Annotated in this window: 9 protein-coding genes; 2 read left to right on the plus strand and 7 right to left on the minus strand. The window is 70.9% G+C overall.

All coding sequences use genetic code 11. The features are described from left to right. Positions 1–116: 116 nt before the first annotated feature. Entirely contained in the window at positions 117–1,748 is a 1,632-nt protein-coding gene (gene pruA, locus ACQKM2_RS31510) for an L-glutamate gamma-semialdehyde dehydrogenase (RefSeq protein WP_427715754.1), read from the minus strand. Positions 1,749–1,778: 30 nt separating this feature from the next. Then, positions 1,779–2,705 (minus strand): proline dehydrogenase family protein, encoded by a 927-nt coding sequence (locus ACQKM2_RS31515; protein WP_427715757.1) that lies wholly within the window; start codon positions 2,703–2,705, stop codon positions 1,779–1,781. Positions 2,706–2,904: 199 nt separating this feature from the next. Between ACQKM2_RS31515 and ACQKM2_RS31520 the strand changes: the two genes are divergently transcribed. Then, complete coding sequence (locus tag ACQKM2_RS31520; RefSeq protein WP_427715760.1) at positions 2,905–4,104, plus strand: PucR family transcriptional regulator; 1,200 nt, start codon at positions 2,905–2,907, stop codon at positions 4,102–4,104. A gap of 80 nt (positions 4,105–4,184) precedes the next feature. On the opposite strand, the gene ACQKM2_RS31525 is transcribed toward ACQKM2_RS31520, so the two are convergent. Beyond that, on the minus strand, positions 4,185–4,769 hold the full coding sequence (locus tag ACQKM2_RS31525; RefSeq protein WP_427715762.1) for a TetR/AcrR family transcriptional regulator: 585 nt from the start codon (positions 4,767–4,769) through the stop codon (positions 4,185–4,187). 103 nt (positions 4,770–4,872) lie between these two features. On the opposite strand from ACQKM2_RS31525, the gene ACQKM2_RS31530 reads away from it, so the two are divergent. After that, positions 4,873–6,411 carry an MFS transporter gene (locus ACQKM2_RS31530; RefSeq protein ID WP_427715765.1) on the plus strand — a complete coding sequence of 513 codons (1,539 nt, stop codon included), beginning with the start codon at positions 4,873–4,875 and terminating at the stop codon, positions 6,409–6,411. Between the two features lie 86 nt (positions 6,412–6,497). Here ACQKM2_RS31530 and serA read toward each other — a convergent pair whose 3' ends face one another. The 4 genes from serA to ACQKM2_RS31550 all read right to left on the minus strand — a co-directional run bounded on the left by serA (position 6,498) and on the right by ACQKM2_RS31550 (position 11,973). Then, complete coding sequence (gene serA / locus ACQKM2_RS31535; protein WP_427715767.1) at positions 6,498–8,087, minus strand: phosphoglycerate dehydrogenase; 1,590 nt, start codon at positions 8,085–8,087, stop codon at positions 6,498–6,500. 293 nt (positions 8,088–8,380) lie between these two features. Further along, positions 8,381–9,382 carry a ketol-acid reductoisomerase gene (gene ilvC, locus ACQKM2_RS31540; protein ID WP_405978458.1) on the minus strand — a complete coding sequence of 334 codons (1,002 nt, stop codon included), beginning with the start codon at positions 9,380–9,382 and terminating at the stop codon, positions 8,381–8,383. 141 nt (positions 9,383–9,523) lie between these two features. Then, the gene (gene ilvN, locus ACQKM2_RS31545; RefSeq protein ID WP_007266740.1) at positions 9,524–10,048 is read right to left on the minus strand and encodes an acetolactate synthase small subunit; all 525 of its coding nucleotides are present in this window, start codon (positions 10,046–10,048) and stop codon (positions 9,524–9,526) included. Between the two features lie 32 nt (positions 10,049–10,080). Further along, the gene (locus ACQKM2_RS31550) at positions 10,081–11,973 is read right to left on the minus strand and encodes an acetolactate synthase large subunit (protein ID WP_427715771.1); all 1,893 of its coding nucleotides are present in this window, start codon (positions 11,971–11,973) and stop codon (positions 10,081–10,083) included. Positions 11,974–12,201 lie beyond the last annotated feature (228 nt).

Here is a 12,201-nt window from a genome sequence, read left to right on the forward strand (position 1 = left end):
ACGCGACAACTGGCAGCAGATTAGCAGCGTTTGGGTTCCCCATAGGGGAAATGGGACCGCCCCCGCTCCGGACTTGGGGGTACCGGAGCGGGGGCGGGGTTCAGCTGGGGGCCGGATCAGCCCATGTGCGGGTAGCCGTACTCGGTCGGCGGGACCAGGGTCTCCTTGATGGAGCGGGTCGAGGTCCAGCGGAGCAGGTTGGACGCCGCCCCCGCCTTGTCGTTGGTGCCCGAGGCGCGGCCGCCGCCGAAGGGCTGCTGGCCGACGACGGCGCCGGTCGACTTGTCGTTGATGTAGAAGTTGCCCGCCGCGAAGCGGAGCTTCTCCATCGTGTCGGCGGCCGCGTAGCGGTCCTGGGCGATGACGGCGCCGGTCAGGGCGTAGGCCGAGACGTTCTCCATCTGGGCCAGCATCGCGTCGTAGTCGGCGTCGTCGTACACGTGGATCGCGAGGATCGGGCCGAAGTACTCGGTCGTGAAGACCTCGTTCTCCGGGTCGGTGCACTCGATGACGGTCGGGCGGACGAAGTAGCCCTCCGAGTCGTCGTACGTGCCGCCGGCGACGATCGTGCAGGTCGGGTCGGCCTTCGCGCGGTCGATCGCGGCCTTGTTCTTCGCGAAGGAGCGCTCGTCGATGACCGCGCCGATGAAGTTGCCCAGGTCGCGGACGTCACCCATGGTGATGCCGTCGACCTCGGCCGCGAACTGCTCCTTGAAGCCGTCGTTCCAGATGGAGGCCGGGACGTAGGCGCGGGAGGAGGCCGAGCACTTCTGGCCCTGGAACTCGAAGGAGCCGCGGGTCAGGGCGGTCTTCAGGATCGCGCGGTCCGCGGACGGGTGCGCGACGACGAAGTCCTTGCCGCCCGTCTCGCCGACCAGGCGCGGGTACGAGCGGTAGTTCTCGATGTTGTTGCCGACCGTCTTCCACAGGTACTGGAAGGTCTTGGTCGAGCCGGTGAAGTGGATGCCGGCCAGCTCGGGGTGGTTCAGGGCCACCTCGGAGACCGCGATGCCGTCGCCCGTCACCAGGTTGATGACGCCCTTGGGCAGGCCGGCCGCCTCCAGGAGCTCCATGAGGAGGACCGCGGAGTGGGTCTGCGTCGGGGACGGCTTCCACACGACCACGTTGCCCATCAGGGCGGGGGCGGTCGGCAGGTTGCCGGCGATGGCCGTGAAGTTGAACGGCGTGATCGCGTAGACGAAGCCCTCCAGCGGGCGGTGGTCGCTGCGGTTCCACACGCCGGCGCTGTTCGCGGCGGGCTGCTCGGCCAGGATCTGGCGGGCGAAGTGGACGTTGAAGCGCCAGAAGTCGACGAGCTCGCAGGGGGTGTCGATCTCGGCCTGCTGCGCGGTCTTGGACTGGCCCAGCATCGTGGAGGCGGCCAGCTTCTCGCGCCACGGGCCGGCCAGCAGCTCGGCGGCGCGCAGGATGATCGCGGCGCGGTCGTCGAAGGACATGGCGCGCCAGGCCGGGGCGGCGGCCAGGGCGGCGTCGACGGCCTCCTGGGCGTCGGCCTGGGTGGCGTTGGCGTACGTGCCGATGACCGACTTGTGGTCGTGGGGCTGGACGACGTCGAAGCGCTCGCCGCCGCCCATCCGCTTGACGCCGTTGATCGTCATCGGGAGGTCGATCGGGTTCTCGGACAGCTGCTTCAGCTGGATCTCGAGGCGCGCACGCTCGGCACTGCCGGGGGCGTACGAGTGGACCGGCTCGTTGACCGGCGCGGGGACCTGGGTCACAGCATCCATGGGGCGATAACTCCTTGACCTGGTTCTTGGCTAGTTCTTGGTGATCATCGAGCGGAGGAAGAAGAGCAGGTTGGCCGGCTTCTCCGCGAGACGGCGCATGAAGTAGCCGTACCAGTCGGTGCCGTAGGCCGTGTAGACCCGCATGCGGTGCCCCTCGGCGGCGAGCCGCAGGTGCTCCTCGCTGCGGATGCCGTAGAGCATCTGGAACTCGTACTCGTCCAGCTTGCGCCCGGCCTGGCGGCCGAGCTCCTGCGCGATGGCGATCAGGCGCGGGTCGTGGGACCCGATCATCGGGTAGCCCTCGCCGTCCATCAGGATCTTCATGATCCGGACGTATGCCTTGTCGATCTCCGCCTTGTCCTGGATGGCGACCTCGGCGGGCTCCTTGTAGGCGCCCTTCACGATCCGGACGCGGCTGCCGGCGGCGGCCAGGCGGCGGGCGTCGGCCTCGGTGCGGAAGAGGTAGGCCTGGATCACGCAGCCGGTCTGCGGGAAGTCCCGGCGCAGCTCCTCGTGGATGGCGAACATCGAGTCGAGGGTGGTGTGGTCCTCGGCGTCCAGCGTCACGGTCGTGCCGATGGCGGCGGCGGCCTCGACGACCGGGCGGACGTTGGCGAGGGCCAGCTCGTGGCCGCCCTCCAGGGCCTGGCCGAACATGGAGAGCTTGACCGACATCTCGACGGTCTCGCCCAGCTCCAGCTCCTTGAGGCGCCCGATGAGCTCCAGGTAGGCGTCCCGGGCCGCGTGGGACTGCTCCACGGCGGTGATGTCCTCGCCGACGACGTCGAGGGTGACCTCAAGGCCCTTGCGGGTGAGCTCCTCGACGATCGGGATGACCTGGTCGACCGTCTCGCCGGGGATGAACCGGTTGACCACCGGCTTGGTCACCGGGGCGGCAGAGACGATTCGGCGCATCTTGTCGCTGCGCGAAGCGGCGAGGATCGCGGGACCCAGCACGGGGCACCTCCAACGGGTGGCAGAAGCGGACGAACGGACGCCGCAGGGGTGGGCCGCGACCGTAAGGAAAACGCAAGTAAAACCACCGTGAAACCTAAGGATCTCCACGATCCTCTGCCATCGACAGCTGTCACGCATCCGTGGCCCGGATCTCATACATCTGTCTGAAGGGCCCGTCGCGGGGTGGGAGAATGTCCGCGTGAAGGGCGATTACCAGGACCTGGTGGACGAGATCTCGGCGCTGCTCGGCGCCCCGGCGACGCTGGAGAACCGGGACTTCCGCCTCATCGCCTTCGGTGCGCACGACAGCGAGGACGACCTCGTGATGGACCCGGTGCGCACCCGCTCGATCCTGACCCGGCAGTCGACGGCGGCCGTCCGCTCCTGGTTCGAGGGCTTCGGCATCGCCCGCGCCACCGGCCCGGTGCGGATCCCGGCGGCCCCTGACGCGGGGGTCTTCCGGGGCCGGATCTGCCTGCCGGTGCGGTACCGGGGCATCGTCCAGGGCTACGTGTGGCTCCTCGACCAGGACCCCGGCCCGGAGCCGGCCGCCCTGGAGGCCGCCATGGAGGTGGCCCAGCGGATCGGGGTGCTGCTCGCCGAGGAGGCCAAGGCGGGCGCCGACCTCTCGCGGGAGTTCCTGGCGGTGCTCACCGCCGGCCGGGGATGGCAGCAGGACATGGCGGTGGCCGCGCTGCGGGTGGCGCTGGGGCCGGGGGCCGAGGGGCCGCACGCCGCCGTGTGCGTGGCCCCGTGGTCCGGGGAGGCTCCGGGGTCGGTGCCGGGGGCGGCGGCGGTGTGCGTGGTCCCGGCGGGCTCCGAGGACCGGGACGGCCCGGGCCCGGGGACGGGGGTGCTGGCGGTGCTGGTGCGGCTGCGGTCGGGGGACGCGCTCGGTCCGGCCCTGGCCGCGGTCGGGCGGCTGCTGCCCCGCGCGGCGGCGGGCTCCCCCGGGGGCCCGGGCCCCGCCACCGGGGGCGCCGGCGTCACCGCCGGGCTCTCCGACCCGGTCCGGGCGCTCGCGGAGCTGCCCGCGGCGTGGGCGCAGGCCACGGCCGCCGCCCGGGCGGCGGCGGCGCAGCCGGGTCTGGGCCCGGTGGCGCAGTGGTCGGGGATCGGGCCGTACCGGATGCTGGCGGCCCTGGGCGCCGGGCCGGCGGACGACCCGGCGACGCGCGCCCTGCTGGGCCCGGCCCACCGGGAACTGGCCCGCACGGCGGAGGTGTTCCTCGACTGCGCGGGACAGGCGGGCCGCGCGGCGGCGGAACTGGGCATCCACCGCCAGACCCTGTACTACCGGCTGGGCCGGGTGGAGCAGCTGACGGGGCTCGACCTGGACCTCGGCGAGGACCGGCTGCTGCTGCACATGGCCCTCAAGGCCGCCCGCCTGCGGGCCTGAGGCGCCCGCCAAGGCGCCGGGGGGGTGCCCCCTCAGGCGCCGGGGGGGGTACCCCCTCAGGCGCCGGGGGGGGTACCCCCTCAGGCGCCGGGGGGCGCCGTCACGGCTCCCGCGAGGCGGCGCAGCCCCTCGGTGAACTCCTCGGCGGAGGAGGCGGTTCCGGGGTCGAGCAGCCACTGGATCATCAGGCCGTTGAGCAGCGCCTGGACCACGGAGCCGAGGGTGCGCTCGTCGCGTTCGGTGAGCTCCTCCTCCGGGGTGCCGGTGAGGAGCGCGATCAGGCCCCGGCGGCCCTCGGCCTGGGAGGCGGCGAGCATCCCGCGCAGCTGCGGCAGCCGTTCGCCGCTCAGCGCGACCTCCATGCTGGCCGCCCAGACGGGGGCCGAGGCGTCGTGCTGCGCGAGGACGCCGTCCCACATGGCGCGCAGGCGCTCCAGTGAGCCGTCCTCACCGGGCAGGCCGGCCTGGAAGGCCGTCTCGCCCCACTCCTGCATCAGGGCGATGAACGCCTGGGTGAGCAGGGCGTCCTTGGAGCCGTAGTGGTAGCCGATGGACGCCAGGTTCGTACCGGAGGCGCCGACGATGTCGCGCGCGGTGGTGCGTACGAACCCCTTCTCGACCAGGCACTTCTTGGCACCTTCGAGCAGATCCTCTTTGTGTCCCATGACCGCCACCGTAGCAAGACAACCGTCCTAGACGAAGGTCCCACACGAATTTTCCATACACGCGTCATAGACAGTCGTTCCATACGCTTGTACGTTCCTGCTCATGACGAACCCCGCCGCCACGGCACCCCTCGCCGGCCGCCGCGAATGGACCGCCTTCACGGTCCTGCTGCTGCCCCTGCTCCTGGTCTCGATGGACGTCTCCGTCCTCTACTTCGCCGTCCCGGCCATCACCCGGGAGCTCGACCCGAGCGCCACCCAGCAGCTCTGGATCTTCGACAGCTACGCCTTCGCCCTCTCCGGCCTGCTGATCACGATGGGCTCGCTCGGCGACCGGATCGGCCGCCGCCGGCTGCTGCTGATCGGCGCCACCGCCTTCGGCCTCGCCTCCGTCGCCGCCGCCTTCGCCACCAGCGCCGAGATGCTCATCGCGGCCCGCGTCCTGCTCGGCGTCGGCGGCGCCACGCTGATGCCCTCCACCCTGGCCCTGATCCGCAACCTCTTCCAGGACGCCGGGCAGCGCGGCAAGGCCATCGGGATCTGGTCCGGCGCCATGACCGGCGGGATCGCCCTCGGGTCGGTGCTCAGCGGGGTGATGCTGAAGCACTTCCACTGGGGCTCGGTCTTCCTCGTCAACGTGCCCGCGATGCTGCTCCTGCTGGTCCTGGTCCCGGTCCTGGTACCGGAGTTCAAGGACCCGGCCCCCGGCCGCTTCGACCTGCTGAGCGTGCCGCTGTCCATGGCCGCCGTGCTCCCGGTGGTCTACGGGCTGAAGGAGATCGCCGCCCAGGGCTTCGAACCGCCGTACGCCGCCTGCCTGCTGGCCGGCCTGGCCTTCGGGTACGCCTTCGTCCGCCGCCAGCGCGGCCGCGAGGACGCGATGGTGGGCCGGGCGCTGTTCCGGGACCGCCGCTTCGGGGCGGGCATCGGCCTCAACTCCGTCGCCGCCTTCGCGATGATGGGCTCCGCCTACTTCACCACCCAGTACCTGCAGTCCGTGCTCGGCATGGGCACCCTGGAGGCCGCCCTGTGGAGCCTGGCGCCCTCGCTCCTCATCGGCGCGGCCGCACCCGTCTCCGCGGCCCTGGCGGCGCGGACGGACCGGTCCGAGGTCATCGCCGGCTCCTTCGCCGTCGCCGCCGCCGGGTTCGGGCTGATCTCCCTCGTGGGCACCGACTCCCTGTGGCTGCTGCTGGCCGGCGCCGGGGTGCTCGCCTGCGGCATCGTCAGCGTGATGTCGCTGGTCTCCGACATGGCCCTCGCCACGGCCCCGGCCGAGAAGGCCGGTTCGGCCGCCTCGCTGCTGGAGACGGGCCAGGAGTTCGGCGGAGCGCTCGGGATGGCGCTGCTGGGCAGCCTCGGCACCGCCGTCTACCGCGCCGACCTGGCGGGCGAGCCCGCCGCCGTACGGGAGACCCTGGGCGGCGCCGTCGCCGCCGGGCAGGCCGGGGGCGAGGCCGGCGGGCAGCTGCTGGCCCTGGCCCGGGAGGCCTTCGTGCACGGGATGCAGTACGCCGCCTGGGGCGGTGCGGTGCTGCTCCTCGCGGCGGCGGGGCTCGCCCTGGCCCTGGCCCGGGGCGCGGCGGGCCGGGCTCCCGCCGCGGCGGAGGGGGCCCCGGCCGAACCGGTGCGGGCGCGCTGAGCCGCGTACGGCTCGGACGGGGCGCGGGGCGCACGCGCGAGGGCCCGGGGTCGGCGACCCCGGGCCCTCTCACCTGTGTGCGACGGTCAGCCGAGGTTGACCGTACGGGCCGAAGCGGCGCCGATCTCCTCGGAGATGGCCGCGAGGACCTCCACCGGGACCTCCGCGTCGACGGTGAGGACGACGAGCGCCTCGCCGCCTTCCTCGGCACGGGCGACCTGCATGCCCGCGATGTTCAGACCGGCCTCGCCGAGCAGCTGGCCGACCTTGCCGACCACGCCCGGGCGGTCGGTGTAGCGCAGCACGATCATGTGGTCGGCCAGGGCCAGGTCCACGTCGTACTCGCCCACGCCCACGATCTTCTGGAGGTGCTTCGGGCCCGCCAGGGTGCCGGAGACCGACACCTCCTGACCGTCCGACAGGGTGCCGCGGACGGTCACCACGTTGCGGTGGTCCGGGGACTCCGAGCTGGTGGTCAGCCGGACCTCGACGCCGCGCTCCTGCGCGAACAGCGGGGCGTTGACGTAGGAGACCGTCTCGTCGACGACGTCCTCGAAGACGCCCTTGAGGGCGGAGAGCTCCAGCACCTTGACGTCGTGCTGGGTGATCTCGCCGCAGACCTCGACGTCGAGGCGGACCGCGACCTCGCCCGCGAGGGCGGTGAAGATGCGGCCGAGCTTCTCGGCGAGGGGCAGACCGGGGCGCACGTCCTCGGCGATGACACCGCCCTGGACGTTGACCGCGTCCGGCACGAGCTCGCCAGCGAGGGCGAGGCGCACCGACTTGGCGACCGCGATGCCGGCCTTCTCCTGGGCCTCGTCCGTGGACGCGCCGAGGTGCGGGGTGCAGACGACCTGGTCGAGCTCGAAGAGCGGGGAGTCCGTGCAGGGCTCCTTCGCGTACACGTCGAGGCCGGCGCCGGCGACGCGGCCCTCCTTGATGGCCGAGTACAGCGCGGCCTCGTCCACGATCCCGCCGCGCGCGGCGTTGACGATGCGGACGGAGGGCTTGACCTTGTGCAGGGCCTCGTCGCCGATGAGACCGAGGGTCTCGGGGGTCTTGGGGAGGTGCACGGTGATGAAGTCGGCGACCTCCAGCAGCTCGTCCAGCGTCAGCATCTTGACGCCCATCTGGGCGGCGCGCGCGGGCTGCACGTAGGGGTCGTAGGCGACGATCTTCATGCCGAAGGCCGACATGCGCTGGGCGACCAGGACGCCGATGCGGCCGAGGCCCACGACGCCGAGGGTCTTCTCGCTGAGCTCGACGCCCGTGTACTTGTTCCGCTTCCACTCGCCGTTCTTCAGGGCGGTGTTGGCCTGCGGGATGTTGCGGGCGGTGGCGACGAGCAGGCCGCAGGCGAGCTCGGCGGCGGTGACGATGTTGGAGGTCGGGGCGTTCACGACCATGACGCCGGCCTTGGTGGCGGCGGAGACGTCGACGTTGTCGAGGCCGACACCGGCCCGGGCGACGACCTTCAGCTTCTTGGCGGCGGCGATGGCCTCGGCGTCCACCTTGGTGGCGGAGCGGACGAGGATCGCGTCCACGTCGACGATCGCGGGGAGCAGCTCGGCGCGGTCGGCGCCGTTGACGTGCCGGATCTCGAAGTCCGGACCGAGCGCGTCCACCGTGGCGGGCGACAGCTCTTCGGCGATGAGTACGACAGGTTTCGAGCTCACGTGGGTCCTCACAAGTCCAGTGCGGACGGCCGTCCCGACGGCCGCAGGCGGTGGAGGGGGTAGCCGCGTGGAAGACGCACGACACTGTGGGCCTGACGCGTTGTGTTGAGCAGTGTAGTGGCGGATCGGGCGCTGATTTCCGCCTGTACGGAAGGATCACCCGTCCGGGATTGTCCGGGGTGGACAATCCGTCCTATCCGAGGGCTACATTCCGGTGATCTCCGGCGGTGCCGGAGGGGAGCGCGTGTGCGGCGGGGCCGGGACTCACCGTCCCGGCCCCGCCGTTCACGAGATCAGCTCTCGTCGCTGTCGACCCAGCTCATCAGCTTGCGCAGCTTCTTGCCGGTGGTCTCCAGCAGGTGCTCGGAGTCGGCCTTCTTGTACTCGTTGTACTTCGGCAGACCGGCCTTGTACTCGGCCATCCACTCCTCGGCGAACTTGCCGCTCTGGATCTCCTCCAGGACCTTCTTCATCTCGGCCTTGGTGGCGTCGGTGATGACGCGGGGGCCGGTGATGTAGTCGCCCCACTCGGCGGTCTCGGAGACCGACCAGCGCATCTTCTCCAGGCCGCCCTCGTACATGAGGTCGACGATGAGCTTCAGCTCGTGCAGGCACTCGAAGTAGGCGATCTCCGGCTGGTAGCCGGCCTCGGTCAGGGTCTCGAAACCGGCCTTGACCAGGGCGGAGGCGCCACCGCAGAGGACGGCCTGCTCACCGAACAGGTCGGTCTCGGTCTCCTCGGTGAAGGTGGTCTTGATGACGCCGGCGCGGGTGCCGCCGATGCCGGCCGCGTACGACAGGGCCAGGGCGAAGGCGCTGCCCGAGAAGTCCTGCTCGACGGCGGCGATGCACGGAACGCCGCGGCCCTCCTCGTACTGACGGCGGACCAGGTGGCCCGGGCCCTTCGGGGCGACCAGGGCGACGTCCACGTTGGCCGGGGGCTTGATGAAGCCGTAGCGGACGTTGAAGCCGTGGCCGAAGAAGAGCGCGTCGCCCTCCTTCAGGTGGTCCTTGATGGACGCCTCGTAGATCTCGGCCTGGAGCGGGTCCGGGGTCAGGATCATGATGACGTTCGCCCACTCGGCGGCCTCGGCGACCGGGAGGACCTTCAGGCCCTGCTCCTCGGCCTTGGCCTTGGAGCCGGAGCCCTCCTTGAGGCCGACGACGACGTCGACGCCGGAGTCACGGAGCGACAGCGCGTGGGCGTGGCCCTGGCTGCCGTAACCGATGACCGCGACCTTGCGGCCCTGGATGATGGACAGGTCGGCGTCGTTCTCGTAGAACAGCTCGGCCACTGGGATATCTCCTTGGTGCGCTGGTGTTGCTCCCACCGTACGGCGGGGAACGGAATAAGAGTTTCTCGGTCTCGCTATGCGGGCCGGCGTGTCAGCCGCCATGTCGTGGACCTGGCGCGGCCGGCCCGGCCGCCGCGGGGCTCAGGCGCTGCGTTCGAGCGAGCGCAGGCTGCGGTCCGTGATGGACCGGCCGCCACGCCCTATGGCGATGGTGCCGGACTGCACGAGCTCCTTGATGCCGAAGGGCTCCAGCATCTTGAGCATCGCGCCGAGCTTGTCGGCGCCGCCGGTGGCCTCGATGGTGACGGCCTCCGGGGAGACGTCGACGGTCTTGGCGCGGAACAGCTGGACGATCTCGACGATCTGCGAACGGGTCTCGTTGTCGGCGCGGACCTTCACCAGGACGAGTTCGCGCTCGATGGCGTTGGACGGCTCCAGCTCGACGATCTTGAGCACGTTGACCAGCTTGTTGAGCTGCTTGGTCACCTGCTCCAGCGGGAGGTCCTCGACGTTCACGACGATGGTGATGCGGGAGATGTCGGGGTGCTCGGTGACGCCGACCGCGAGGGAGTCGATGTTGAACCCGCGGCGGGAGAACAGCGCGGCGATCCGGGCGAGGATGCCGGGCGTGTTCTCGACCAGGACGGAGAGCGTGTGCTTGGACATGTGAGGCGTTCTCTCTCTCAGGCTCTCTCGGCTCAGTCGTCTTCGTTGTCGCCGAAGTCGGGGCGGACGCCCCGGGCTGCCATGACCTCGTCGTTGGAGGTGCCGGCGGCGACCATCGGCCACACCATGGCGTCCTCGTGGACGATGAAGTCGATCACGACCGGGCGGTCGTTGATCGCGTTGGCCTCGGCGATGACCTTGTCCAGGTCCGCCGGGTCCTCGCAGCGCAGCGCGACGCAGCCCATGGCCTCGGACAGCTTGACGAAGTCCGGGACGCGGGTGCCCATGCGGGGGGCGGCGGACTCGCCGAGCTGGGAGCCGACGGCCGTGTCGGTGCCCGTCTCGCCCGCGTGCAGGACGGTGTTCGAGTAGCGCTGGTTGTAGAACAGGGTCTGCCACTGGCGGACCATGCCGAGGGCGCCGTTGTTGATGATGGCGACCTTGATCGGGATGTTGTTCAGCGCACAGGTGGCCAGTTCCTGGTTGGTCATCTGGAAGCAGCCGTCGCCGTCGATCGCCCAGACCGTGCGCTCCGGCATGCCGACCTTGGCGCCCATCGCGGCGGGGACCGCGTAGCCCATGGTCCCGGCGCCGCCGGAGTTCAGCCAGGTGCGGGGCTCCTCGTAGTTGACGAAGTGCGAGGCCCACATCTGGTGCTGGCCGACACCGGCCGCGTAGATGGTGCCCTTCGGCGCGAGCTGGCCGATCCGCTCGATGACCTGCTGCGGCGAGAGGCTGCCGTCCTCGGGCAGGTCGTAGCCCAGCGGGTAGGTCTCGCGCCAGCGGTTGAGGTCCTTCCACCAGGCGGTGTAGTCGCCGGTGTTGCCCTCGTTCGCCTCCGCCTGGACGGCCTGGATCAGGTCGGCGATGACCTCGCGGGCGTCACCGACGATCGGGACGTCGACGGCGCGGTTCTTGCCGATCTCGGCGGGGTCGATGTCCGCGTGGATGACCTTGGCGAAGGGGGCGAAGCTGTCCAGCTTGCCGGTGACGCGGTCGTCGAAGCGGGTGCCGAGCGCGATCAGCAGGTCCGACTTCTGGAGCGCGGTCACGGCGGTGACGGCACCGTGCATGCCCGGCATGCCGACGTTCTGCGGGTGGGTGTCCGGGATGGAGCCCAGGGCCATCAGGGTGGTGACGACCGGGACGCCGGTGAGCTCGGCGAGGACCTTCAGCTCGGCGGTGGCGCCGGCCTTCATGACGCCGCCGCCGACGTAGAGGACCGGCCGCTTGGCGGCGGCGATCATCTTGGCGGCCTCGCGGATCTGCTTGGCGTGCGGCTTGGTGACCGGCCGGTAGCCGGGCAGGTCCTGGGAGGGCGGCCACGAGAAGGTGGTCTTCGCCTGGAGGGCGTCCTTGGCGATGTCGACGAGGACCGGGCCGGGGCGGCCGGTGGAGGCGATGTGGAAGGCCTCGGCGATGGTCTTCGCGATGTCCTCGGCCTTGGTGACCAGGAAGTTGTGCTTGGTGATCGGCATGGTGATGCCGACGATGTCCGCCTCCTGGAAGGCGTCGGTGCCGATCGCCTTGGAGGAGACCTGGCCGGTGATCGCGACGAGCGGGACGGAGTCCATGTGCGCGTCGGCGATCGGGGTGACCAGGTTGGTGGCGCCCGGGCCGGAAGTGGCCATGCACACGCCGACCTTGCCGGTGGCCTGGGCGTAGCCGGTGGCGGCGTGGCCGGCCCCCTGCTCGTGGCGGACCAGGATGTGACGGACCTTCTTGCTGTCCATCATCGGGTCGTACGCCGGGAGGATGCAGCCGCCCGGGATACCGAAGACGGTGTCGCACCCCACCTCTTCGAGAGAGCGGATGAGGGACTGCGCGCCCGTGACGTGCTCAACTGCGGTGGGCTGGTTCTGCCCACCCGTACGGGGCCGCGGCTGCGGATGGTGGGCCCCGGAGGCCTGCTCGGTCATCGGCATTCTCTTCTCGAAGCTGAGGGTTTTACGAGGAGCGGGGGGTGATCCGGATCTGGTCCGGACGCGTGTGCCAGTGCAACAAAAAACCCCTCGTGCCAGGTGGCAAGCGAGGGGAGCGCGTCGGTGGTGTCGAGCGGGGACATGCAGGCCCCAGCTTCAGCCGACGCGCTTTCCAAGTACGAGAATTCGGGTGCGCATGGCACTGACCCTCCCTCCGGCGGGAGGTTGATG

Source organism: Streptomyces sp. NPDC004126, assembly GCF_050275515.1.
In the GTDB taxonomy this organism is placed as follows: domain Bacteria; phylum Actinomycetota; class Actinomycetes; order Streptomycetales; family Streptomycetaceae; genus Streptomyces.